23 protein-coding genes are annotated in these 23,068 nt (G+C 65.7%); 13 read left to right on the top strand and 10 right to left on the bottom strand.

The window, feature by feature from the left end:
- The 5 genes from CLM60_RS16780 to CLM60_RS16760 all read right to left on the bottom strand — a co-directional run bounded on the left by CLM60_RS16780 (position 1) and on the right by CLM60_RS16760 (position 4,490).
- Entirely contained in the window at positions 1–915 is a 915-nt protein-coding gene (locus CLM60_RS16780) for an AAA family ATPase (RefSeq protein WP_217983302.1), read from the bottom strand.
- A gap of 79 nt (positions 916–994) precedes the next feature.
- Positions 995–1,594, bottom strand: coding sequence for a recombination mediator RecR (recR, locus tag CLM60_RS16775; RefSeq protein ID WP_095590247.1), 600 nt, complete (start codon positions 1,592–1,594; stop codon positions 995–997).
- A 4-nt stretch (positions 1,595–1,598) separates the two neighbouring features.
- Complete coding sequence (locus tag CLM60_RS16770) at positions 1,599–1,943, bottom strand: YbaB/EbfC family nucleoid-associated protein (RefSeq protein ID WP_095590246.1); 345 nt, start codon at positions 1,941–1,943, stop codon at positions 1,599–1,601.
- Between the two features lie 9 nt (positions 1,944–1,952).
- The gene (locus CLM60_RS16765; RefSeq protein WP_095590245.1) at positions 1,953–3,731 is read right to left on the bottom strand and encodes a DNA polymerase III subunit gamma/tau; all 1,779 of its coding nucleotides are present in this window, start codon (positions 3,729–3,731) and stop codon (positions 1,953–1,955) included.
- 93 nt (positions 3,732–3,824) lie between these two features.
- Positions 3,825–4,490, bottom strand: a complete 666-nt coding sequence (locus CLM60_RS16760) for a GntR family transcriptional regulator (RefSeq protein WP_095590244.1) — start codon at positions 4,488–4,490, stop codon at positions 3,825–3,827.
- 431 nt (positions 4,491–4,921) lie between these two features.
- Between CLM60_RS16760 and CLM60_RS16755 the strand changes: the two genes are divergently transcribed.
- The 8 genes from CLM60_RS16755 to CLM60_RS16725 all read left to right on the top strand — a co-directional run bounded on the left by CLM60_RS16755 (position 4,922) and on the right by CLM60_RS16725 (position 12,642).
- A complete protein-coding gene (locus CLM60_RS16755) occupies positions 4,922–6,172 on the top strand; it encodes a PQQ-dependent sugar dehydrogenase (protein ID WP_095590243.1) in 1,251 nt (416 codons plus the stop codon).
- Positions 6,173–6,180: 8 nt separating this feature from the next.
- Positions 6,181–6,753 (top strand): c-type cytochrome, encoded by a 573-nt coding sequence (locus CLM60_RS16750; protein WP_245848453.1) that lies wholly within the window; start codon positions 6,181–6,183, stop codon positions 6,751–6,753.
- 183 nt (positions 6,754–6,936) lie between these two features.
- Positions 6,937–8,067, top strand: a complete 1,131-nt coding sequence (locus CLM60_RS16745) for a TRAP transporter substrate-binding protein (protein ID WP_095590241.1) — start codon at positions 6,937–6,939, stop codon at positions 8,065–8,067.
- A 91-nt stretch (positions 8,068–8,158) separates the two neighbouring features.
- Positions 8,159–8,743 (top strand): TRAP transporter small permease subunit, encoded by a 585-nt coding sequence (locus tag CLM60_RS16740; RefSeq protein WP_095590240.1) that lies wholly within the window; start codon positions 8,159–8,161, stop codon positions 8,741–8,743.
- The gene (locus tag CLM60_RS16735) at positions 8,740–10,161 is read left to right on the top strand and encodes a TRAP transporter large permease (protein ID WP_095590239.1); all 1,422 of its coding nucleotides are present in this window, start codon (positions 8,740–8,742) and stop codon (positions 10,159–10,161) included. The genes CLM60_RS16740 and CLM60_RS16735 overlap by 4 nt, the downstream gene beginning before the upstream one ends.
- Entirely contained in the window at positions 10,151–11,518 is a 1,368-nt protein-coding gene (locus CLM60_RS16730) for an amidase (RefSeq protein ID WP_095590238.1), read from the top strand. Before CLM60_RS16735 ends, CLM60_RS16730 begins: the two co-directional genes overlap by 11 nt.
- Positions 11,515–11,676, top strand: a complete 162-nt coding sequence (locus CLM60_RS21005; RefSeq protein ID WP_176473913.1) for a hypothetical protein — start codon at positions 11,515–11,517, stop codon at positions 11,674–11,676. Before CLM60_RS16730 ends, CLM60_RS21005 begins: the two co-directional genes overlap by 4 nt.
- A 6-nt stretch (positions 11,677–11,682) precedes the next feature.
- Positions 11,683–12,642 carry a 2-hydroxyacid dehydrogenase gene (locus tag CLM60_RS16725; protein WP_095590237.1) on the top strand — a complete coding sequence of 320 codons (960 nt, stop codon included), beginning with the start codon at positions 11,683–11,685 and terminating at the stop codon, positions 12,640–12,642.
- Between the two features lie 7 nt (positions 12,643–12,649).
- On the opposite strand, the gene CLM60_RS16720 is transcribed toward CLM60_RS16725, so the two are convergent.
- Positions 12,650–13,339, bottom strand: a complete 690-nt coding sequence (locus CLM60_RS16720) for a D-lyxose/D-mannose family sugar isomerase (RefSeq protein ID WP_095590236.1) — start codon at positions 13,337–13,339, stop codon at positions 12,650–12,652.
- Positions 13,340–13,355: 16 nt separating this feature from the next.
- Complete coding sequence (locus tag CLM60_RS16715) at positions 13,356–14,012, bottom strand: GntR family transcriptional regulator (protein ID WP_095590753.1); 657 nt, start codon at positions 14,010–14,012, stop codon at positions 13,356–13,358.
- Between the two features lie 136 nt (positions 14,013–14,148).
- On the opposite strand from CLM60_RS16715, the gene dctP reads away from it, so the two are divergent.
- The 5 genes from dctP (at position 14,149) to CLM60_RS16690 (ending at position 19,841) form a co-directional block, all read left to right on the top strand.
- Complete coding sequence (gene dctP / locus CLM60_RS16710) at positions 14,149–15,135, top strand: TRAP transporter substrate-binding protein DctP (RefSeq protein ID WP_095590235.1); 987 nt, start codon at positions 14,149–14,151, stop codon at positions 15,133–15,135.
- Between the two features lie 66 nt (positions 15,136–15,201).
- A complete protein-coding gene (locus CLM60_RS16705) occupies positions 15,202–15,750 on the top strand; it encodes a TRAP transporter small permease (RefSeq protein WP_095590234.1) in 549 nt (182 codons plus the stop codon).
- Positions 15,750–17,066, top strand: a complete 1,317-nt coding sequence (locus CLM60_RS16700) for a TRAP transporter large permease (protein ID WP_095590233.1) — start codon at positions 15,750–15,752, stop codon at positions 17,064–17,066. The genes CLM60_RS16705 and CLM60_RS16700 overlap by 1 nt, the downstream gene beginning before the upstream one ends.
- A complete protein-coding gene (locus CLM60_RS16695; RefSeq protein ID WP_095590232.1) occupies positions 17,063–18,322 on the top strand; it encodes a malonyl-CoA decarboxylase in 1,260 nt (419 codons plus the stop codon). Before CLM60_RS16700 ends, CLM60_RS16695 begins: the two co-directional genes overlap by 4 nt.
- A gap of 4 nt (positions 18,323–18,326) precedes the next feature.
- A complete protein-coding gene (locus CLM60_RS16690; protein ID WP_095590231.1) occupies positions 18,327–19,841 on the top strand; it encodes a malonate--CoA ligase in 1,515 nt (504 codons plus the stop codon).
- On the opposite strand, the gene CLM60_RS16685 is transcribed toward CLM60_RS16690, so the two are convergent.
- From CLM60_RS16685 to CLM60_RS16675, 3 genes are read right to left on the bottom strand one after another with little or no spacing between them, the layout of a single operon-like run.
- On the bottom strand, positions 19,838–20,878 hold the full coding sequence (locus CLM60_RS16685; RefSeq protein WP_095590230.1) for an ABC transporter substrate-binding protein: 1,041 nt from the start codon (positions 20,876–20,878) through the stop codon (positions 19,838–19,840). The genes CLM60_RS16690 and CLM60_RS16685 overlap by 4 nt on opposite strands.
- Positions 20,875–22,260, bottom strand: coding sequence for a sensor histidine kinase (locus tag CLM60_RS16680; RefSeq protein ID WP_095590229.1), 1,386 nt, complete (start codon positions 22,258–22,260; stop codon positions 20,875–20,877). Before CLM60_RS16680 ends, CLM60_RS16685 begins: the two co-directional genes overlap by 4 nt.
- Positions 22,253–22,924 (bottom strand): response regulator transcription factor, encoded by a 672-nt coding sequence (locus CLM60_RS16675; protein WP_095590228.1) that lies wholly within the window; start codon positions 22,922–22,924, stop codon positions 22,253–22,255. The genes CLM60_RS16680 and CLM60_RS16675 overlap by 8 nt, the downstream gene beginning before the upstream one ends.
- Between the last annotated feature and the right edge of the window lie 144 nt (positions 22,925–23,068).

Here is a 23,068-nt window from a genome sequence, read left to right as displayed (position 1 = left end):
TCAGGACGCCAGCGCCAGCTGCGCGCGCATCTCGGTCACCAGCCGCGTGACCTCGGACCCCGACATGCGGGCGATATCGTCCTGGTATTTCAGCAGCGCGCCCAGCGTGCCTGCCACGACCTCGGGCGTCAGCGCAACCGCGTCCAGCGCGATCAGGCATTTCGCCCAGTCGATGGTTTCGGCCACGCCGGGTTTCTTGAATACATCCTCCTGCCGCAGCTGGTGGACAAAGGCCACGACCTGTTGCGACAGGGTCTCGGACACGTCGGGCAGGTGGGTGCGCAGGATCTCCAACTCGCGCTCGACCGAAGGGAATTCGACCCAATGGTACAGGCAGCGGCGCTTCAGCGCGTCATGCACCTCGCGCGTGCGGTTCGAGGTCAGGATCACGATGGGCGGCGTTTCGGCGCGGATCACGCCCAGTTCGGGGATGGTGATCTGAAAATCCGACAGCGCCTCGAGCAGGAACGCCTCGAACGGCTCGTCGGTGCGGTCGATCTCGTCGATCAGCAGGACGGGTGGGCCTTCGGGATGGGGCGAGAGGGCTTCGAGCAAGGGCCGCCGGATCAGGTAATCTTCTGAAAACAGCTCGGATTGCAGACCGCTGCGGTCAACCTGTCCCGCAGCCTCGGCGGTGCGGATCGCGATCATCTGGGCCGAGAAATTCCATTCGTAAATGGCCGAGGACGCATCCAGCCCCTCGAAACATTGCAGCCGGATCAGGTCGCGCCCCAATGCGCCCGCCAGCGCCTTGGCGATCTGAGTCTTGCCGACCCCGGCCTCCCCTTCCAGGAACAGCGGCTTGCCCAGCTTCAGCGCCAAGAAGACGACCGTCGCCAGATCGCGGCCCAGCACGTAATCCTGCGTGGCCAGCAGATCGACGGTGTCTTCGATGGTGGCGGGAAGCGAAGCCATGAGCCCTTTCGCCGGTGATGAATGGGGGCAGACTATACGGCCCGAACCGGGTCTGTCCATCCGACAGAGGTCGCGGGTGTCAGAGCGATTTGCGTGCCCGCAGCGCGGCCGAGATCGTGCCGTCGTCCAGATAATCCAGCTCGCCGCCGATGGGCACGCCCTGTGCCAGCGATGTCACCTGCACGCCCAGTGGCTCCAGCTGGTCGGCGATGTAATGGGCGGTCGTCTGGCCATCGACCGTTGCGTTCAGCGCCAGGATGACCTCTTGCGTCTGCTCGGCCTGCACGCGGGCCACCAGCTGCGGGATGCGCAGGTCTTCGGGGCCGATCGCATCCAGCGCCGACAGGGTGCCGCCCAGCACGTGATAGCGGCCCTTGAACGATTGCCCGCGCTCCATCGCCCACAGGTCGGCCACGTCCTCGACCACACAGATCTCGCCAGTGGCGCGTTTGGCGCTGGCGCAGATGCCGCAGACCTCGTCGGTGCCGATATTGCCGCAGATCGTGCATTCGCGCGCCGTCACCGCCACCCGGTGCAGCGCATCGGCCAGCGGCATCAGCAGCAGTTCGCGCTTCTTGATCAGGTGCAACACCGCGCGCCGTGCCGACCGGGGGCCAAGGCCCGGCAGCTTGGCCATCATCTCGATCAGGGCCTCGATGTCGCGCGGTGCGTCGCTCACCGGATCAGAACGGCAGGTTCATGTCGGCGGGCAGGCCCAGTTCCTCGGTGATCTTGCGCATCTCTTCCTGGCTGCGCTCGGCGGCCTTGGCCTGGGCGTCCTTGATGGCGGCCAAGATCAAATCCTCGGCCACTTCCTTTTCCGACGGAACGAAGATCGACGGGTCGATGCTCAGACCCGTCAACTCGCCCTTGGCCGTGGCGGTGGCCTGTACCAGCCCCGCGCCGCTTTCGCCGGTCACGGTGATGGTGTTCAGGTTTTCCTGCATCTCGGCCATCTTGGTCTGCATGTCCTTGGCGGCCTTCATCATCTTGGCCATGTCGCCCATGCTGCCCAAACCTTTGAACATCTCGTTCTCCTAATCTTCTTCGAAAGGGTCCCACTCGTCCTCGACCTCGGGCAGGGCATCGGCCTCTGCCTCGGCGGCGAGCGCTTCGGGGGTTCTGATATCGGTGATTTTCGCGGTGGGAAAGGCCTCGAACACCGCCTGGACCAGCGGATGGGCCTTGGCCTCGGTCTCCAGCGCCAGCCGGTCGGCGTCGCGGTCCTCGGCGATGGTGCTGCCGCCGCCCGATCCCACGACCGAGATCGCCCAGCGAACGTCGGTCCAGCTTTGCAACCGGCTGCCCAAGCGCGCGGCCAGGTCGGAGGGTGCAGTTTCGGTCGGTTCGAACTCGATCCGCCCGGGGGCATAGCTGACCAGCCGCAGGGTGGTTTCGACCTCGACCAGCAGCTTCACGTCGCGGTTGGCGCGGATCAGCGCCACGATGCTTTCAAACGTGCCATAGCGGGCCAGCGCATCCTCGGCCACCGCCGCCACCGCCAGCGCCCCGCTTGTGCCATGGGCGCGCGGGCCGCTGGCCGCGGGGGCCGAGGCGCCAGCCGAGGCCCCCCCGCCCGCCGCAGGCGCGGACGTTCCGGCGAAGCCGGGGCGGCCTCCACCCCCGCCGCCATTCGGGGCGGGGGGCGGGGGCGTATCCTGCAGCTTCTTCACCAGCTCTTCCGGGCTGGGCAGGGTCGACACATGGGTCAGCCGGATCACCGCCATTTCGGCGGCCATCATTGCGTTGGGCGCCTGTCCGACCTCTTCGATCGCTTTCAGCAGCATCTGCCACATCCGCGTCAGCGCCCGCATCGGCAGGGCACCGGCCATCGCCTGACCCCGCGCGCGTTCGTCCGGCGAAACGGTCGGGTCCTCGGCTGCTTCGGGCGTGATCTGGATGACGCTGATCCAGTGGGTGATCTCGGCCAGATCTCGCAGCACCGCCATCGGGTCGGCCCCGTCGGCGTATTGCGCGCCCAGCTCGGTCAACGCACCCGCCGCGTCGCCCTTCATGATCAGGTCGAACAGGTCCAGCACCCGGCCCCGGTCGGCCAAGCCAAGCATCGCGCGCACCTGAATGGCGGTGGTCTCGCCCGCGCCATGTGAAATCGCCTGATCCAGCAGGCTGGTGGCATCGCGGGCGGAACCTTCGGCGGCGCGGGTGATCAGCGCCAGCGCGTCCTCGGCGATCTGCGCGCCCTCGGCATCGGCGATCCGGCGCAGCATGGCGATCATCACCTCGGGTTCGATCCGGCGCAGGTCGAACCGCTGACACCGGCTCAGCACGGTGACGGGGACCTTGCGGATCTCGGTCGTGGCAAAGATGAACTTCACATGTTCGGGCGGCTCTTCCAGCGTCTTCAGCAGCGCGTTGAACGCGCTGGTCGACAGCATGTGCACCTCGTCGATGATATAAATCTTGTAGCGCGCCGATGCCGCCCGGTAATGCACAGAATCGATGATCTCGCGGATGTCGTTCACGCCGGTCCGGCTGGCGGCGTCCATTTCCATCACGTCGACATGGCGACCTTCGGAGATTGCCACGCAATGTTCGCACACGCCGCAGGGTTCGGTCGTGGGGCCGCCATTGCCATCGGGCCCGATGCAGTTCATGCCCTTGGAGATGATCCGCGCGGTGGTGGTTTTCCCGGTGCCGCGAATGCCCGTCATGACAAAGGCCTGCGCGATGCGGTCGGCGTCGAAGGCGTTTTTCAGCGTGCGCACCATCGCATCCTGCCCGACCAGATCGGCGAAGGTTTCCGGTCGGTACTTGCGGGCCAGGACTTGATAGCCGGTGTCGGTGCTGTCTGACATGTCTGCTCGTGTCGCCAAGGGTTGCGGCAGGTTAAAGCCTTTTGGCGGCGGGGTGAACCACCAGAAACCGGCGCGGGGCGGAAATTTGGTGTCTCAACGCGGCGCGCCGGTTTCGTCGCGAAAGCCCAGCCGGTCGATGGCGTTTTCCAGGTGGTCGCGCATCAGGGCGGCGGCGGCATCGGTGTCGCGCGCCATCACCCGTTCCAGGATCGCGCGGTGTTCGGTCCAGACGATCTGTGGTGCGCTGGGGGTGCGCAGGGCCACCGCCATGAACCGCCTTGTGTGGTTCCAGCCAAGCGCCATGGCGCCTTCCAGGAAGGTGTTCCCGCTCCAGCGATACAGCATGGCGTGGAAATCCACATCGGCCTGCAACAGCGCCCGCGCATCCTGTTGCGCCAAGGCCCGCGCGCCCCGGTCCAGGATCGCGGCGGCCTCGTCCGGGGCGGTGTCGGGTTTGCGCAGACAGGCCAGTTCGGCCGCGAACGGGTCCAGCTTCTGGCGCATCTCGTGGATCGACTGGAACATCGCCATATCGATCGGTGCCACCACCACGCCGCGCCGGCCGGTATCGGCCACCAGGCGCTGCGCCCGCAGGATGGAAATCGCGCTGTTCACCGGCTGGCGCGACACGTTCAGCCGCACCGCCAGATCGTCCTGGTTCAGCCGTTCGCCGGGCTGGATCTCGCCGCTACAGATCGCGTCGAGCAGGATGTCATAGGTCTGTTCGACCAGCGTTTTCTGTGCCTTGACCGGTTCCATGGCGCCCCTCTTTGCCGCCCTTCCTAGCGCCGTTGCGGGGACATAGACAAGAGCATCCGAATTTCGTATACGAAAGACAGGTCCGGCCGATACACTCACGGACGCAAGATGCTTGTTCAAGGGGGAGTGGACAGCATGCAGCAGGCTTTCACGACGGATCGACGGCGCGGTTTCGCGCGCCGTGCAAGGGTGCCCGCGCCGCGGGGGTGACCCGCGCGCGGCTTGCGCCCCAGGCGGGTCGCATCCGGGCGGCGGCGTTAAGACCAATGGACGAATTGCCAAGTCGCGCCCTTGTTTTTTCACTGAAGAGGACCCGAGGGACACAGATCCACACGAACGCTGTCGGCCATCAGAAGCCGAAACGGGACAGCGGGGGCAAGAGCGGTCGGCGCCTGATGACAGGGCGTTTGCAAACACAAGGGAGGAAGACCATGAAGACCTTTCTGATGCGTGTTGCGTTTTCGGCGTTTTTTGCGGGCCAGGCGTTGGCCCAGGGTGCATTGCCGGACAATCTTGCCAAGCTGGGCGCGTTCAAGACCACGGGCGTGACCGATTTCACCATTGTCGATCAAGGGGGCGATTTCGCGGATGGCATCAGGGCCAACCTGGAGCGGATCACGATGCCCGAGGGCTTCAAGATCGAGCTTTACGCCGTCGTGCCCGATGCCCGCCACATGGCCGTCGGCCCGCAGGGGATCGTTACCTTTGTCGGCACCCGCAAGACCGAAGTCTGGGCGGTCACCGACCGCAACAAGGACCGCGTCGCGGACGAGGTCAAGAATTTCGCGCCCTCGCTGACCAAGGCCATTCCGAACGGCCCGTGCTTCACCGATGACGGGTTCCTGATCATCGCCGAACAGAACCGCGTGCTGCTCTATCCGGCGGCGGAGTTCTTTTATGAAAGCCCCGATGTGGTCGCGGTGCCGATCGTGCCGGGCGGAGAGCTGATCCCGGCGGACGAGGAAAGCTATAACCACACCGCGCGGGTCTGCGATATCGGTCCGGACGGCAAGCTTTACATCTCGCTCGGGCAGCCGTTCAACGTGGCGCCCGCCGACAAGCTGGACCTGTACAACCAGGTGGGTATCGGCGGGATCATCCGCATGAACATCGATGGGACCGAGCGCGAGGTCTATACCTATGGCGTGCGCAACTCGGTCGGGCATGACCACCATCCGGTCACGGGCGAGCTGTGGTTCACCGACAATCAGGTCGACGGCATGGGCGATGACATCCCGCCGGGCGAGCTGAACCGCCAGACCGAGGCCGGGCAACATTTCGGCCACCCCTGGTTCGGCGGCGGCACGGTGCGCACCAACGAATACAAGGGCGAGGAAGTCCCGGTCGAGGTCGTGCATCCCGCGGTCGAGATGGTGGCCCATGCCGCCGATCTGGGCATGCATTTCTATGAAGGCAACATGTTTCCGGCCAGGTACAAGAACGCCATCTTCTCGGCCCAGCACGGGTCGTGGAACCGCACCACGCCGGTCGGCGCGCGGGTGATGGTGACCTTCATCGACGCCGAGGGCAATGCCACATCGGAACCCTTTGCCGAGGGCTGGATCGACGAGAACGGCGAATATCTGGGCCGTCCGGTGGATGTGGTCGAGCTGCGCGATGGCTCGTTGCTGGTGTCCGATGATCTGGCGGGCGCCATCTATCGGATCAGCTACGACGGATGAAGTGGGTCATGACCCTTGTTCTTGGCGGGCTGTTGCCCGCCGGGGCCGCCACGGGGCAGGGGGGCGGCGATCCGGCCGCCGGGCAAAAGGTGGCCGGCATGTGCCGCACCTGTCACGGGATCGATGGCTACGCCAAAATCCCCATCGCGCCGCATATCGGCGGCGAACCCGAAAGCTATATCGCGGCGCAGCTTGCGGCGTTCCGGTCCGGCACGCGCCAGCACGAGATGATGAGCGTGGTGGCCGCTGGTTTGAACGATCAACAGATCGCCGATGTCGCGGCCTGGTATGCGTCGCATCAGACGGTGGCATCCTTGCCCGCCGGTGCCGATCCGGCGGGGGCACCGCAGGTCTGTGCTGATTGTCACGGTGCGGACGGCATTGCGCTGTTCGAGGATGCGCCGAACCTGGCGGGGGAAACCACGATCTATATCGACACCCAGCTCAAGGCGTTCCGTACCGGCAAACGCCATCATGAGATCATGAGCGAAATCGCGTCGCAATTGTCCGACGCCGATATCCGCGCCGCCGCCGACTGGTACGCCGCGATCAAGCTGGAGGTCGGCCCGGCACCGGATTGAGGCCGCGCCCATGGAATTGCGCGCGGGGCCGCCTGACCCGCGCCATGCCGAAACGCGGTTTCGGCCAGACATCAGGCACCGGCAGACCGGCACCCGCGCGGGGTGGTCTGCGCAAGGACACGGGTGGGAGGAACCCCCGGCATATCGAAGACCGCCCGCACCGGGCACATTGGGAGGAAGACAATGACACATTCACCAAAGATCGGCCGCCGGTCGTTTCTGAAGAAATCCGCAATGGTGGGGACCGCCGCGGCGGGCAGCACCCTTGCCGCGCCCGCCGTGCTGGCGCAGGCCCCGATCGTCATCAAGATGCAAACATCCTGGGGGGCGTCCAACATCTGGGACGAATTCGCCAAGGATTACGCCACCCGGGTCGAGGCAATGTCCGGTGGTCGGCTCAAGGTCGATGTGCTGCCCGCTGGCGCGGTCGTCGCCGCGTTCCAGGTGCTGGATGCGGTCAATGACGGCGTTCTGGATGCGGCGCATTCGGTGCCCGTCTATTGGTACGGCAAGCACAAGGCGGCGTCGCTTTTCGGGACCGGTCCGGTTCTGGGCGGCTCGGCCACCACGATGCTCAGCTGGTTCTATGCCGGGGGCGGGGACGAGCTGTATCGCGAACTGACCCAGGACATCATGGGTCTGGATATCATCGGCTATATGGGCTTTCCGATGTTCGCCCAGCCCTTTGGCTGGTTCAAGGGCGAGGTCAGCACGGTCGAGGATCTGCAAGGGTTCAAATACCGCACCGTGGGCCTTGCCGCCGACCTGATGGCCAAGCTGGGCATGTCGGTTGCGCAGCTTCCGGGGGGCGAGATCGTTCCGGCGATGGAACGCGGCGTGATCGACGCGTTCGAGTTCAACAACCCCTCGTCGGATAAGGATTTCGGCGCCCAGGACGTGGCCAAGAACTATTACCTGTCGTCCTATCACCAGGCGTCGGAAAGCTTCGAGTTCCTGTTCTCGCGCACCTTTGTCGAGGATCTGGACCCCGACCTGCAGGCGATCCTGAAATACGGGGTCGAGGCCGCGTCGACCGCCAACACGGCCAAGGCGATGGACCGCTATTCCGCCGACCTGCAATGGCTTCAGAACGAAGCCGGCGTGACCGTTCACCGGACCTCGAAAGAGATCCTGGATGCCCAGATCAAGGCCTGGGACGAGCTGATCGTCGAGCTGGAAGAAGACCCGTTCATGAAGAAATGCCTGGACAGCCAGCGCGCCTGGGTCGACCGCGTGGCCTATTACGAGCTGATGAACGCGCCCGATTATGCGCTGGCCTATAACCACTATTTCCCGGGCAAGCTGCAGCTTTGACCGGGCCGGAATGTGCTGGACCGTCCCGTCACCGGGGCGGTCCGTCATCGGCCGAAACAGGCAGGACAACAGACAATAAACCGGGGGCTCCATGATCGGGTTCATACGCTTTGCGGACAATCTGTCGGCATGGTTCGGCAAGGCTTTCGCCTGGCTGATCGTGCTGATGGCGGTTGGGACGGGCTACGAGGTGTTCGTGCGCTATGTGCTGAACAATCCCACCGCCTGGGCGCTTGATGTGTCGTTCATCATGTACGGGACGCTTTTCATGATGGGCGGGGCCTATACCCTGTCGCGCGGGGGGCATGTGCGGGGCGACTTCCTGTATCGGCTGTGGCAGCCCAGAACGCAGGCCAAGGTGGACCTGATCCTGTACACCCTGTTCTTCTTTCCGGGGGTGCTGGCGCTGATCTTCGCCGGTTGGAAATATGCCGCCCGGTCCTGGCAATATGGCGAGGTGTCGGTGAACAGCCCGGCGGGCGTGCCGATCTATCAGTTCAAGACGGTGATCGTCGCGGCGGGGCTTTTGCTGTTCGTCCAGGGGATCGCGCAGGTGCTGCGCTGCCTTATCGCCATCCGCACCAATCACTGGATCGAGGCGCAGGAGGACGTGGTCGAGACCGAGGACCTTCTGATGCGCGAAGCCGACAAAGCAGAAACGGATGCCCACATATGACCGATCCACAGATCGCCCTGATGATGCTGGGGCTGTTCATCGTCTTCGTCTTTCTGGGCTTTCCCATCGCCTTCACGCTGATGGCCATGGGCATCGGCTTTGGCTATTACGCCTATTACGACGCGCGTCGGATGTGGCGCGACCACCTGCGGCTGGATCCCGAAACCGCCAGCACCTGGGACCAATGGTCCACCTGGCTGGACGGGTTCACCAATAACCGAATATTCGACCTGTTTGTGAACCAGACCTTCACGGTGATGTCGAACGAGGTTCTGACCGCCGTGCCGCTGTTCCTGTTCATGGGCTATGTCGTGGAACGGGCCAATATCGTCGACCGGCTGTTCAGCACGCTGAACATCGCGTCCAAACGCATTCCGGGCTCGATGGGGGTGGCGGCGCTGATCACCTGCGCGCTCTTTGCCACCGCCACGGGGATCGTGGGGGCCGTGGTCACGCTGATGGGGCTGCTGGCGCTGCCCGCGATGCTGAAGGCGCGCTATGAGCCGTCATTCGCCAGCGGAATCATCTGCGCCGGCGGCACGCTGGGCATCCTGATCCCGCCGTCGATCATGCTGATCGTCTATGCGGCGGCGTCGAACGTGTCGATCGTGCGGCTTTACGCCGGGGCGCTTCTGCCGGGGCTGACGCTGGTGGGGCTTTACCTGATCTACGTCACGGGGCGGTCGATCCTGCAACCGTCGGTCGCACCGCGCCCCACCGCCGAAGAGGTCCCCGATGTGCCCATGGGCAAGCTGGTGATGATGATCCTGACCTCGTTCTTTCCGCTGGCCTTCCTGATCCTGGCGGTGCTGGGTTCGATCCTGTTCGGGCTGGCCACCCCGACCGAGGCCGCCTCGATCGGCGCGCTGGGTGGCATCCTGCTGGCCTTCGCCTATCGCGCGATGACCTGGCAGCGGCTGCGCGAAAGCGTCTACCTGACGGTGCGCACCACGGCGATGGTGTGCTGGCTGTTCGTGGGGTCCTATACGTTCTCGGCCGTGTTCTCGTATCTGGGGGGCGAGCATGTGATCTCGGAATTCGTGCAGTCGCTGAACCTGTCGCCGATCATGTTCCTGATCCTGGCGCAGATCATCATCTTCCTGCTGGGCTGGCCGCTGGAATGGTCCGAGATCATCATCATCTTCGTGCCGATCTTTCTGCCGCTGCTGGCGTTTTTCGAGATCGACCCGCTGTTCTTCGGCATCCTGGTGGCGCTGAACCTGCAGACCTCGTTCCTGACGCCACCGATGGCGATGTCGGCCTATTACCTCAAGGGGATCGCCCCGCCAGAAATCCGGCTGACGCAGATCTTTTCCGGTGTCATGCCGTTCCTGTTCTGCGTGATCCTGTCGATGGTGCTGATGTACCTGTTCCCGCAGATCGTGTTCTATTTGCCGGACCTGTTCTATGGCGGCTGAGGCGGCACCGATCACCCTGGGCGCGGTCGAACTGCGCGACCGGCTGGCCACCGGCGCGCTGAAGGCCGAAGAGCTTGTGACCCTGTGCCTGAACCGCATCGCCGTGCGCGAGGGGCAGGTGCAGGCCTGGGCCTGGCTGGATGGCGACTACGCGCTGGAACAGGCCCGCCAGCGGGATGCGCAACGCGCCGCCGGTCTGCCGCTGGGGGCGCTGCACGGGCTGCCCGTGGCGCTGAAGGACATCATCGACACGGTGCGGATGCCGACCGAAAACGGCTGCGCGCTGGACAAGGGGCGCACGCCCGCGCGCGATGCCTTCGTGGTGGAACGGCTCAAATCCGCGGGCGCGGTGATCCTGGGCAAGACGGTCACGACCGAGCTGGCTTTCATGCATCCCGGCCCGACGCGCAACCCGCACAATCCCGACCACACGCCCGGCGGCTCGTCCCAGGGCTCTGCCGCGGCGGTGGCTGACGGGATGGTGCCGCTGGCGGTGGGCACGCAAACCGGCGGTTCGGTCATCCGGCCCGCATCGTTTTGCGGGATCACCGGGTTCAAGCCCAGCTTCGGCGCGATCCCGCGCCGGGGTGTGCTGATGCAATCGCCCACGCTGGATACGGTCGGCGTCTTTGCCGCCGATCCCACGGGGGCCGCGCTGCTGGCCGAGATTCTGTTCGGCCATGATGCCGCCGACAGCGCCACCGAACTGGCCCCGTTCCCCCGGCTGCTGGACACCGCACGGTCCGCACCGCCCCTGGCGCCGGTCTTTGCCTTTGTCCGCCCGCCGGGCTGGGACAGCGCAGATCCCGAAACCCACGCGGGTTTTGCCGAGCTGGTCGAGGCCCTGGGCGATCAGGTGTTCCCGGTCGATCTGCCCGCGCTGTTCGACGAGGCGGCCGATATCCGCGCGCGGATCAATTTCGCCGAGATGGCGCGCTGCTATCACCGTTACGCCCGCGACGGGCTGCACCTGTTGGGGCCCGAGACGCAAGAGGCGCTGGCCAAGGGCAACGCGATCCTGGCGCGCGATTATATCGCCGCGCTGGACTGGCGCGGGGTGCTGAACGCGGCGTTGTCCGAGGTCTTCGCGCGTTGCGACGCCATCTTGTGCCCCGCCGCGCCGGGTCCCGCGCCCAAGGGGCTGGGCTGGACGGGCGATGCGATCTTCAACGGACTGTGGACGCTCTGCGGCACGCCCGCCGTCACGCTACCGCTGCTGACGGCCGAAAACGGGCTGCCGATGGGGGTGCAACTGGTCGGCCCGGTGGGCGGCGATGCCCGGTTGCTGCGCAGCGCCCACTGGCTGGACCGCTGGGCCAGCGACACAAACGACATTTCACGAAAGGACACGCCATGAACCGGCTTACCGCGCTGATCGCCTTTGCCGTCTTCGCCGGGTTTCTTGCCATCCTCGCATTCTCGGTGCCCAGCATCGACCTTGTGCTGGTCATCGTGCTGACGCTGGGGCTGGCGGCTTGGGACTTCCTGACCTCCAACGGCAAACCGAAAGGCTAGCGGGCGATGTCGAAACCGGTCATCTGGATCCCCCGTCGCCTGTCGCCCGCCACGCTGGACCGCGCGCGGCGCGATTACGAGGTGATCGTGAAACCCGATGACACCCCCGGCACGGCGGCGGAGATCATCGACATGAGCGCGCGGGTCGATGGCATGATCCCGTGTCATTCCGAACAGTTCAGCGCCGATGTCGTCGCACAGCTGGACCCGCGATTGCGGATCGTGGCCAACCATTCCGTGGGCACCGATCATTGCGACCTGCCCGCGCTGCGGGCGCGGGGGATCGCGGTGACGAACACGCCCGATGTCCTGGCCGATGCCACGGCGGAACTGGCCTTCATGCTGATGCTGGGCGCCGCCCGCCGCGCGGTCGAGGGCGACCGGATCGTGCGCAGCGGCGCGTGGGACAGTTGGTCGCCCGCCTTTCTGGTCGGCAAGCAGGTCACCGGCGCGCGGCTGGGCATTGTCGGTATGGGCGGGGTGGGGCGGGCGATGGCGCGCAAGGCGCGCGGCTTCGACATGCAGGTGCATTACCACAACCGCAACCGCCTGCCGCCCGCGCAGGAGGGTGCCGCGATTTACCACCAGCGGGTCGAGGATCTGTTGGCGGCGGTGGATTTCGTGTCGCTGCATTGCCCGGCCACGCCAGACACGCTGGGGCTGATGAACGCCGAACGGATCGCGCTGATGCCCCGGGGCAGCATTCTGGTCAATGCCGCGCGCGGCGCGCTGGTGGACGAGGGGGCGCTGCTGGCCGCCATCGAAAGCGGCCATCTGGCCGGCGCGGGGCTGGATTGCTTTGTGACCGAACCGGGTGGCAATCCGGATTTCGCCGCGCATGAGAATATCGTGATGATGCCCCATGTCGGCAGCGCCACGGTGGCCACGCGTGACGCGATGGGGTTCCGCGCGCTGGACAATCTGGATGCGTTTTTCCGGGGCGAGGCGCCGCGCGATCTGTTGTGACGGCGGCTCAGGTACCCAGCCAGCGGCGATAGTCGCTGACCAGCAGGTGCGTCGGGTCCGTATCCTCGTCGATCTCGGCAAAGCGGCCGATGGGATCGCGAAAGATATTGTCGGTCTCGTCGTCGTTGACGGTCGACACCTCGCCCACCAGAACATCGCCGCCCTCACCCCAGAAGGCGTGCCAGTCGCCGGGCCGCAGGGTGACGCTTTCGCCCGGGGCCAGTCGCAGCTTGTCGCCGGGGGCAAAGTCGCGGCGGATGCCATCGCAGAAGACCGTGCCGCCGCGCGTATCGTCGAACCGCCCGTCGGGTTCCGAGCCGTAAAGCTCGACCACCAGCGTCGCGCCGCCGCGGTTGATGATATCCTCGGCCTTGATCACATGGGTGTGCATCGGGCTGAACTGATCCTGGCGCGAGATCAGCAGCTTTTCAGCATAACACATCCCGCCGCCACGCCGCAGATCGGACAGATGCCCGTTGCGCAGCGTGAACAGGAACAGGCCCATCCGGTCGAAATCGCCCGCGCCGTAATCGGTGATGTCCCAGCCGCAGCGCGCGGTGATCACATGCGCAGCCTGTGCCGCGCGGCGCTTGAACTCATCCGGCGACCAATAGGCGAAGGGCGGCAGGGTGAAGCCATACGCGCGGATCATCGCGTCGGCCTCGGCCATGATCTGGTTGATGCGCGATCGTTTCATGGCGTTTCCCTGCGGCTCACTCGGCGGCGTTCTTCAGCGTGGCCATCAGGTTGTGAAACTTCTCGCCCTGAATCGCGACGTGATCGCGCAGCGTGTCGGCGCAAAGCGCGGTGTCGCCCCGCTCCAGCGCGTCCAGGATCGCCTCGTGCTCGGTCAGCGATTGCGCCATCCGCCCGCGCAGCTTCAGCTGCTGGCGGCGAAAGGGTTTCAGCCGCCGGTGCAGCGCGCCGGTTTCGGTGGCCAGGAAGCGGTTGCCGGACTGGGCATAGATGATGTGATGGAACCGCTCGTTCTCGGCGTAATAGGCGTCTGTGTCCTGCGCCTCGACCGCGGCGCGGCAGTTGACATTGGCGGCGCGCAGCTCGGCCAGCGCGCTGTCGGTGATGCGCCGCGCGGCGAAGCGGCCACAGGCGGCTTCCAGCTCGGCCATGACCTCGAACATCTCCATCAGCTCGACCGGGCCGGGCTGACGCACGAAGGCGCCCCGCCGCGGGATCAGCTCGACCAGGCCCGACCGGGCCAGCCGCTGCAACGCTTCGCGCAGCGGTGTGCGCGAGACATTGAACCGTTCCGCCAGCCGCACCTCGTCCAGCCGGTCGCCATCGCAGAACGTGCCGTTGAAGATCAGCTCTTCCAGCTCGGCGGCAATGGTATCGGCGCGGCGTTGTTCCATGATTTCTGTCATACCGCCTTCCGTGGGAAATTCAAGGAATGGGTTTTTGTATACAAGATGATTGACTTGAAAAACACAACTGCTAACGTTCCGCCATCCACGGCCTGTGCCGTTTTGGAGACTTTGGGAGGAAAACATGAAAACCACGTTCAAAGCCGCGCTGGCCGCGGCGGCGTTTGCCGCTGTGGGTCACGCCGCTCAGGCCACGGAGCTGCGCCTGTCGCACCAGTGGTCGAACCAGGATGTCCGCCATCAGGTTGCGCAGATCGTCGCCGACGAGGTTGCCGCCGCCGGTGTCGATCTGGACATCAAGATCTTCGGCTCGCAATCGCTGTTCAAGGCGCGCGAGCAGTACAAGCCGCTGAGCCGGGGCCAGCTGGACATGACCGTGCTGCCGCTCAGCTATGCCGGGGGGCAGCAGCCCGCCTATAACCTGACGCTGATGCCGGGGCTGGTGAAGAACCACGATCACGCCGCGCGGCTGTCGGCCTCACCCTTCATGGACGCGCTGAAAGCCAAGATGGCCGAGGATGACGTGATCGTGCTGGTCCACGGCTATCTGGCCGGTGGCTTCGCCGGCAAGGACAAGTGCATCACCAAGCCCGAGGATGTCGCGGGGCTTCAGACCCGCGCGGCGGGCAAGGCGTTCGAACAGATGCTGGCCGGGGCGGGGGCGTCCATCGCGTCGATGGCCTCGTCCGAGATCTATAACGCGCTGCAGACCGGCGTGTTGCAGGCGGCCAATACCTCGTCCTCGTCCTTCGTGTCCTATCGCGTCTATGAACAGGTCGCGTGCTATACGCCCGCGGGCGATGTCGCGCTGTGGTTCATGTATCAGCCGCTGCTGATGAACAAATCGACCTTTGACGGGCTCAGCGCGGAACAACAGGCCGCGCTGCTGGCGGCATCGGAAAAGGCGCAGGCCTTCTATCTGGAAGAGGCCAAGAAGCAGGACGCTGAATCGGTCGAGGTCTTCAAGCAGGCGGGGGTCGAGATCGCCCAGATGTCGCCCGAGGATTTCGACGCCTGGCGCGCGATTGCCCAGGAAACGTCCTATGCCAAATTCGTCGAGGATGTGCCGGACGGACAGGCGCTTCTGGACATGGCGCTGGCCGTCGAGTGATCCCCGCGCGGGGCGGCACGGCGCCGCCCCCGCGACCCAGTGAAACCCCTTTGGAAGGAGCCGCAGATGGCTGGCCACAGCTCTGTTCTTGCGTCACGGACGGGGGGCAACCCGTTCCTGCGCGCCGTTGCCGCCCTGTCGACCCTGGCCGGGTGGTGCTCGGCCGCGATGATCGTCGCCGCCGTGGCGATCACCTGTCAGATGATCGTGGTGCGCTTCGTGCTGAACGGCTCGACCGTCTGGCAGACCGAGGCGGTGATCTATCTGGTCATCGCGGCAACGCTGATCGGGCTTCCTTACGTCCAGCGGCTGCGTGGGCATGTGAATGTCGATCTGGTGCCGCTTTTGATCCCCGACCGGCCACGTCTGGTGCTGGCGGTCTTCACCTCGGCCCTGTCGATCGCGATCATCGGTGTGATGCTGTTCTATGGCTATGAATACTGGCATTTCGCGTGGGAGCGCGGCTGGCGCTCGGACACGGTCTGGGGCGTGCGGCTGTGGATCCCGTACCTGGCGATCCCGGTGGGCTTTGGCCTGTTGCTGCTGCAACTGATCGCCGATCTGGTCGCCGTCCTGCTGGGCATCGACAAACCCTTTGGACTGGAGCAACCCTGATGGATCCTTTGCTGCTGGGTGGCATCGTGGCGATTGCCACCATCCTTGTGCTGTTTTCGGGCGTGTCGGTCGCCATCGGGCTGCTGATCGTGTCGGCGGGCTTTCTGATCGTGTTCGACGGGCCGCGCTCGTTGGAGCTGATGCCGGAAATCCTGTTCGGGAAGCTCGACAATTTCGCGCTGCTGTCGATCCCGATGTTCATCATCATGGGGGCCTCCATCGCCTCGACCCGGGCGGGGGCGGATCTGTACGAGGCGTTGGAGCGCTGGCTGACCCGCATCCCCGGTGGGCTGGTCGTGTCGAACCTGGGCGCCTGTGCGCTCTTTGCGGCGATGTCGGGGTCCAGCCCCGCCACCTGCGCGGCCATCGGCAAGATGGGCATTCCGGAAATGCGCAAGCGCGGCTATCCCGACGGGGTGGCGGCGGGCTCCATCGCGGCGGGCGGCACGCTGGGCATCCTGATCCCGCCCTCGGTCACGATGATCGTCTATGGCATCGCGACGGAAACCTCGATCGGGCGGCTTTTTCTGGCGGGCGTCATCCCGGGGCTGCTGCTGGTGGGGCTGTTCATGGCCTGGTCGCTTTATTCCACCTGGCGGTCGGGGGATGCCACGCGGCTGGGATCGGGCAGCTATACCTGGGCCGAACGGTTTGAGATCCTGCCGCGTGTCCTGCCGTTCCTGGCGATCATCGTGGGCGTGCTTTACGCGATGTATGGCGGGATCGCGACGCCATCGGAAACCGCTGCGGTGGGCGCGCTTCTGTGCCTGTTGATCGCGATGGTGATCTATAAGCTGTGGCATCCCCGCGCGCTGTGGGTGGTGCTGCGGGACAGCACCAAGGAGTCGGTGATGATCCTGTTCATCATCGCGGCGGCGGGGGTGTTTTCCTATATGCTGTCGAGCCTGTTCATCACCCAGTCCATTGCCGAATGGATCGGCACGCTGGACGTGAACCGCTGGGTGCTAATGGGGGCGGTGAACGTGTTCCTGCTGATCGCGGGGTTCTTCCTGCCGCCCGTGGCGGTGATCCTGATGGCGGCCCCCATCCTGCTGCCGATCATCACCACCGCCGGGTTCGATCCGATCTGGTTTGCCGTCGTGCTGACGATCAACATGGAAATCGGTCTGATTTCGCCCCCTGTCGGGCTGAACCTTTATGTGATCAACGGCATCGCGCCGGATATCTCGTTGAAAACCATCCTTGTGGGGTCGCTGCCTTTCGTGGCCTGCATGTTTCTGGCCATCGTTCTGCTGTGCCTGTTTCCCGGGCTGGCGACATGGCTGCCCGATCTGGTCATGGGAGCCGCGATATGACCCTGCTTGCCGATCTGCTGTCGACGGTGTTCGAGCGGCGCTATCGCCGCCGTGCGCCGGGCGCCCCCGAGGATGGCCGCCCGCTGACCGAACTGGCCGAGGCGCTGGTGGGCTCGGCCGGTGAAACATCGGGCCTGGCGCTGGCCGAGGAGATCCTGTCGCGTTTCGTCACGCTGGGCGATGACGAAAAGCTGGCGTTTTTCCGCTATATCGCACAGGCGCTGGATATCGACCCCGAAACCGTGCGCACGACGCTGGATGAATATGAGCGCGCCCCGTCCAAGGCCAGCTATCGCGCCTTTGCCGCCGCGGTGGAGCCCGCGCGGCAGGAATTCATCCGCCGCCTGAACCACGTGCCAGGCGCCACCGAAAATCTGGTCAAGATGCGCGCCGATCTGCTGAAGCTGGGCGGCGACGACCCGGAGTTACAGGCGCTGGATCTGGATTTCCGGCACCTTTTTGCCAGCTGGTTCAATCGCGGCTTTCTGGTGCTGCGCCCGATCAGCTGGGAAAGCCCCGCGCATATCCTGGAAAAGATCATCGCCTACGAGGCCGTGCACGCGATCGACAGCTGGGACGACCTGCGCCGTCGGCTGGAGCCTGCCGATCGCCGCTGTTTCGCGTTCTTTCACCCCTCGATGCCCGACGAGCCGCTGATTTTCGTCGAGGTCGCGCTGACCCGCGGCACGCCCGGTTCGATCCAGGCGCTGCTGGCCGAGAACCGCCAGGCCATCGCCGCCGATCAGGCCGACACCGCCGCGTTCTATTCGATCTCGAATTGTCAGGCGGGGCTGGCCAGCATTTCCTTCGGCAATTCGCTGATCAAACAGGTGGCCTCGGATCTGGCCGCCGAATTGCCGAACCTGAAAACCTTCGTCACCCTGTCGCCGATCCCCGGCCTGACCCGGTGGCTGCAGGCAGAGGGGCTGGAATGGGACGCGGACCAGCCGCAGCAGATGCGGGCGCTGGCCGCGCATTACCTGCTGCGCGCGAAATCGCGGGGCGGGCTGCCCTATGACCCGGTGGCGCGGTTCCATCTGGGCAATGGCGCCATCGTCCATGCCGTCCATGCCGATGCCGACACGTCCGAAAAGGGCCGCGCCCAATCCGGCGGTGCGATGGTGAATTACCTTTACGACCTGTCAAAGGTCGCACAGAACCACGAAAATTTCGCCACCACCCGGGATGTCGTTGCCAGCGCCGATGTCCGCGCCTTTGCCGAAACCGCAGACCCGACACCGAAACGAGAAAGGTAACCCCATGGCCAACCCCCTTTACGACCGCCTGTTCGGGGCCCATGCCGGGCAAGGGACGCCGTTTCTGTATCTGCCGGATGGCACGGTGATCAGCCACCGGGAGTTCCTGGCCCTGGCCGCGCAGATCGCCCATGTCACCGCCGCAATCGGGTTGAAGCCCGGCGACCGCGTCGCGGCACAGGTGCAGAAATCGCCACAGGCGCTGGCGCTTTATGCCGCCTGCGCGCAGGCGGGGCTGGTCTTTTTGCCGCTCAACACGGCCTATACCGTCGATGAGCTGACCTATTTCATCGAAAACAGCGGGGCGTCGCTGGTGGTCTGCGATGGCAGCAGCCAGACGACGCTGGCGCCGGTCGCCGAAAAGCTGGGCGCGCGGCTGGAGACGCTGAATGCCGATGGCAGCGGCACGCTGATGGATCAGGCGCGCGGGATGCCCACGGAGTTCAACACCGCCGAGCGTGAAAGCGGCGATCTGGCGGCGTTGCTTTATACCTCGGGCACCACGGGGCGGTCCAAGGGCGCGATGCTGACGCAGGACAACCTGTTGTCGAACGCCGAAACCCTGGTCAGCGAATGGCGCTTTACCAAGGCGGATGTGCTGCTGCATGCGCTGCCGATCTTTCACACCCACGGGCTGTTCGTGGCGACCAATGTGGCGCTGATGGCCGGGTGCAGCATGATCCTGTTGCCGAAATTCGATCTGGATACGGTGATCGACTGGCTGCCCAAGGCGACCGCGATGATGGGGGTGCCCACATTCTATACCCGGCTGCTGGGGGACACGCGCTTCACCAGGGACCTGACGGCGCATATGCGGCTCTTCGTCTCCGGCTCGGCCCCGCTTTTGGCCGAAACCCATGTGCAGTTCGAAACCCGCACCGGCCACCGCATCCTGGAACGCTATGGCATGACGGAAACCAACATGAACACCTCGAACCCCTATGACGGCGAACGCCGCGCGGGCACGGTGGGCTTTCCGCTGCCGGGGGTCGAGCTGAAGATCACCAATCCCGACGATGGCAGCGATCTGCCCCGGGGCGAGATCGGGTTGATCGAGGTGCGCGGCCCGAACGTCTTCAAGGGCTATTGGCAGATGCCGGAAAAGACGGCGGCCGAGCTGCGCGAGGATGGGTTCTTCATCACCGGCGATCTGGGGCAGGTCGATGCCGATGGCTATGTCCATATCGTGGGCCGGAACAAGGACCTGATCATATCGGGCGGCTACAACATCTATCCCAAGGAAATCGAGCTGGTGCTGGATGAACAGCCCGGCGTGCTGGAAAGCGCGGTGATCGGCGTGCCCCATGCCGATTTCGGCGAGACCGTTCTGGGCGTGCTGGTCGCAGCCCCGGGCGCGGCGCCGGATCTGGACGGTATCCAGCATGCGGTGCAGGGCAGCCTGGCGCGGTTCAAGCATCCGCGCGAATTGATCGTCATCGACGAGCTGCCGCGCAACACGATGGGCAAGGTGCAGAAGAACATCCTGCGCGACCGCTACAAGGACCGGTTCGCCGGCTAGGGGCCGCCCACGGGGCGGAACGCATCGTCCCACAGCGCGAACAGCCCCTGCCGGCGGTGCTTGTCCAGCGCCACCAACAGCGCGGGCGACAGGGAAATCGCCCGCCGCGCGCTGGGCAGCAGCCCGGTTTCCAGCGGGTCCAGCACCGTGACCAGCCCGCTCTGGATCAGGGTCGGGCGGGCCTCGGGCGACAGCAGGTAATCCAGGAACCGCTCGGCGCCCGCGCTGTGGCGCGCCCCGCGCGGGATCATGAAGGCGCGGGACAGGATCAGGGTGTAATCCTCGGGCAGGATCACGCCAATCTCGGGCGCGCGGGCGGTCGCGACATAGGACCCCAGCACGTTATAGGCGATCAGGAACCGGCCCCTGGCGACGCCCTGGATGATCTCGGCCGAGCAGCAGGTGGCGATGGCATCGACGCGCGCGAACCCTTCCAGCATCGCGCCGAAGGTCGTCGCCTCCAGACTGTCGCTGAAGGCGAACAGATACCCCAGACCGGATTCCGCGATGTCATAGGTGGCGATGCGGTTGCGCAGCATGTCGGGCCGGTTGCGCATCGCATCCAGCAGCGCAAAGCGGCTGCGCGGCACCTGTGCGCTGTCCAGCAGGCGCTTGTTATAGACGATGACCGCCGGTTCCGCCGTGATCCCCCACAGCTCGTCACGCCAGATCCGCGGGCCGGGCAGCGCGGCGGTCAGGGCCGAGCGATAGCGATGCGCACAGGCGGCATTCACCAGCCAGACCATCTGCTGCACGGCCGAGGACAGCACCACATCGGCCACCGGGCCATCGCCAGCACAGGCTGCGCGGCTGTTGGCGAAAAGCGCGTTCGACCCCCATTGTTCGTACCGGATCGACAGGTCGGGGTTCAGGTCGATGAACCGGTCGATCACCGGACGGACAATGCCGATATCGGTGGTGGACCGCACGTTCAGCCGCGTGGCCCCGGTGCCGAATTCGGCCACCGCCTCTTGCGCGCGCGCCGATACCGGGAACAGCAGCACCGCCGCCAGCAGGAGTGTCAGCAGACGTGTCATTCCGGCCCCTCCGTCGGGCTGGCGGGCAGGATCAGCGCGGCCTCGAACCCGTCGTTGTGGCGCGTCATCTCGACATGGCCGCCAAAGGCCGCGGCGACCGAATGCACGATCGACAGGCCCAGACCCACATTCCCCTCGGCCGAGCTGGCATCGCGGTTGAACCGGCTGCCCAGCCGTTCGGCTACCGCCTTGTCGGGGCCCGGACCGCCATCGCGCACCCACAGGACCGCGCGGTCGCCGCGCCGTTCCGCGCCGATGCTGACCGGGGCTTGCCCATGTCTCAGCGCGTTGCCCAACAGGTTCCTGGCGGCCTCTTGCAACGAAAACGGGTCCGCCGTGACCATGACCGGCAGATCGCCGATCTTCAGCCGGACCTCGACGCCCGGTGCCAGAACCTCGTGATCGCGGCGCTCGACGATCTCCAACGCAACCTCGCGCAGGTCGACAGGCAGGCGCGGCGCGCTGTCGGTGCGGTGGATGACCATCGCCCGCGACAGAAGCTGATCCAGCAGCGTGCCCAGCGACCGGGTCCGCGCCAGCAGCCGCTCCAGCGACCGGGCGCGCGTCTCGCGATCGTCCAGCGCGGTTTCGGCCTGTACCCGGATCGCCGCGACCGGGGTGCGCAGCTGATGCGCGGTGTCGGAAATCAGGTTGCGCATCGCGTCCACCTGGCGATCAAGCCGGGCCATGAACCGGTTCATCGCGGCAATGGTCCCCTGCAATTCGCGCGGCAGACGGTCGGTCCGCATGGGCGTCAGGTCATAGGGATCGCGCTGCATCAGGTTGCGCGACAGCGCCTCGAGCGGGCGCAGGGCCGAGCGGACGACAAAGCCCGACATCAGCACCAGCGCCAGCCCGGCAATGGCCATCGGCAGCAGCGCATCGGCCATCAGCGTCCGCGTCATCGCGCGGCGGGCGTGCAGGGTCTGGCCCACCAGCACGACGATCTGGCCGGAATAGTCGCGCTCGGCGAACCGCCGGGTGACCCGCACGAACCGCGCGGGTTCGCCGTTCAGCGCGGCCTCGAAATAGGCGCTGTCGGCGCCGCGCGGGGCGTCGATGGCGGTGGTTTCGTCCAGCCCGGTGATGAACCGCCCGGTTGCATCGCGCACCTGATAGAAGATGCGGTCATCGGGCGCCTGTGCCAGAAGCTGAAAGGCCGACACCGGCAAATCCACAAGCGGCTGACCGGCCTGAATGCGGATCGATTCCGCGATGTCGCTGGCCGCACCCAGGAGCAGCCGGTCATAGGATTGCCGCGCCGCCAGCCGCCCGTTCCACCAGGTCGAGCCCGCAACCAGCAGCCCACCCAGCATCAGGATCAGCAGCACCGCCAGCAACACCCGCGCGGTCAGGCTTTGGGGCGCGCGCGGCTCAGCCATCCAGCCCAATCCGATAGCCCACGCCGCGCTGGGTGGTGATCGACACGCCGCTGCCGGCGAATTTCTTGCGCAGCCGGGCGATATACAGCTCGATCGCGTTCACGCCGACATCGGCATCGTCGAAACCGTAAAGTGAATCGTAAAGCCGCGCCTTGGACACGAATTGCCCCTGCTGCCGGATCAGCACATCCAGCAGCATCGCCTCGCGCCGGGTCAGATCCAGCCGCTTGCCGCCCAGCAGCGCGCTGCGTTCCTTGGGCGCATAGGTCAGCGCGCCCAGGGTGATCTGGGGCGCCTTGCGGTCGGCCTCGCGACGGACCAGCGCGCGCAGCCGCGCCTCGAGCTCGCGCTGATCGAACGGCTTGCCAAGGTAATCGTCGGCGCCCTGATCCAGCGCCTCGACCCGGTCATCGACCGAGGCAAGGGCGGTCAGCATCAGCACCGGTGTGCGGTCGCCATCGGCCCGCATCTCGCGCAGGAAACTCAGCCCCGAGCCATCGGGCAGGTTGATGTCCAGCAGGATCGCGTCATAGCCCTGAACCGCGCGGAAATCGCGCGCGGCCTCGATACTGGGGGCCAGGTCGCAGGTCACGCCCGACCGCGAAAACCGCGCCACCACGCCTTCGGCCAGGTCCAGCGCATCCTCGACCATCAATACCCGCATGATTTGCCCCCTCCCCATGGGTCCTGACAGGTTCGTGACAGGTAAACCGGTTACACCCATCTAACCCGCAAGGGCGCGCGCTGCAAAGACAGTGCCGTTCGATGGCCGGGTTGGTCACGGGCGCCGCACCACGCGCCCGGCCGG

Source organism: Actibacterium ureilyticum (genome assembly GCF_002285435.1).
Lineage (GTDB): Bacteria > Pseudomonadota > Alphaproteobacteria > Rhodobacterales > Rhodobacteraceae > Actibacterium_C > Actibacterium_C ureilyticum.
This window is presented reverse-complemented; position numbering and strand designations above follow the sequence as displayed.

Bases quoted from the DNA above. Each gene is read 5' to 3' on its own strand.
- CLM60_RS16735 (WP_095590239.1), top strand. From the start codon at position 8,740: ATGACCGATCCACAGATCGCCCTGATGATGCTGGGGCTGTTCATCGTC.
- CLM60_RS16730 (WP_095590238.1), top strand. From the start codon at position 10,151: ATGGCGGCTGAGGCGGCACCGATCACCCTGGGCGCGGTCGAACTGCGC.
- CLM60_RS16720 (WP_095590236.1), bottom strand. From the start codon at position 13,339: ATGAAACGATCGCGCATCAACCAGATCATGGCCGAGGCCGACGCGATG.
- CLM60_RS16765 (WP_095590245.1), bottom strand. From the start codon at position 3,731: ATGTCAGACAGCACCGACACCGGCTATCAAGTCCTGGCCCGCAAGTAC.
- CLM60_RS16745 (WP_095590241.1), top strand. From the start codon at position 6,937: ATGACACATTCACCAAAGATCGGCCGCCGGTCGTTTCTGAAGAAATCC.
- CLM60_RS21005 (WP_176473913.1), top strand. From the start codon at position 11,515: ATGAACCGGCTTACCGCGCTGATCGCCTTTGCCGTCTTCGCCGGGTTT.
- CLM60_RS16685 (WP_095590230.1), bottom strand. From the start codon at position 20,878: ATGACACGTCTGCTGACACTCCTGCTGGCGGCGGTGCTGCTGTTCCCG.
- CLM60_RS16780 (WP_217983302.1), bottom strand. From the start codon at position 915: ATGGCTTCGCTTCCCGCCACCATCGAAGACACCGTCGATCTGCTGGCC.
- CLM60_RS16700 (WP_095590233.1), top strand. From the start codon at position 15,750: ATGGATCCTTTGCTGCTGGGTGGCATCGTGGCGATTGCCACCATCCTT.
- CLM60_RS16675 (WP_095590228.1), bottom strand. From the start codon at position 22,924: ATGCGGGTATTGATGGTCGAGGATGCGCTGGACCTGGCCGAAGGCGTG.
- CLM60_RS16715 (WP_095590753.1), bottom strand. From the start codon at position 14,012: ATGGAACAACGCCGCGCCGATACCATTGCCGCCGAGCTGGAAGAGCTG.
- CLM60_RS16690 (WP_095590231.1), top strand. From the start codon at position 18,327: ATGGCCAACCCCCTTTACGACCGCCTGTTCGGGGCCCATGCCGGGCAA.
- CLM60_RS16695 (WP_095590232.1), top strand. From the start codon at position 17,063: ATGACCCTGCTTGCCGATCTGCTGTCGACGGTGTTCGAGCGGCGCTAT.
- CLM60_RS16705 (WP_095590234.1), top strand. From the start codon at position 15,202: ATGGCTGGCCACAGCTCTGTTCTTGCGTCACGGACGGGGGGCAACCCG.
- CLM60_RS16770 (WP_095590246.1), bottom strand. From the start codon at position 1,943: ATGTTCAAAGGTTTGGGCAGCATGGGCGACATGGCCAAGATGATGAAG.
- CLM60_RS16755 (WP_095590243.1), top strand. From the start codon at position 4,922: ATGAAGACCTTTCTGATGCGTGTTGCGTTTTCGGCGTTTTTTGCGGGC.
- CLM60_RS16760 (WP_095590244.1), bottom strand. From the start codon at position 4,490: ATGGAACCGGTCAAGGCACAGAAAACGCTGGTCGAACAGACCTATGAC.
- CLM60_RS16740 (WP_095590240.1), top strand. From the start codon at position 8,159: ATGATCGGGTTCATACGCTTTGCGGACAATCTGTCGGCATGGTTCGGC.
- dctP (WP_095590235.1), top strand. From the start codon at position 14,149: ATGAAAACCACGTTCAAAGCCGCGCTGGCCGCGGCGGCGTTTGCCGCT.
- CLM60_RS16680 (WP_095590229.1), bottom strand. From the start codon at position 22,260: ATGGCTGAGCCGCGCGCGCCCCAAAGCCTGACCGCGCGGGTGTTGCTG.
- CLM60_RS16725 (WP_095590237.1), top strand. From the start codon at position 11,683: ATGTCGAAACCGGTCATCTGGATCCCCCGTCGCCTGTCGCCCGCCACG.
- CLM60_RS16750 (WP_245848453.1), top strand. From the start codon at position 6,181: ATGACCCTTGTTCTTGGCGGGCTGTTGCCCGCCGGGGCCGCCACGGGG.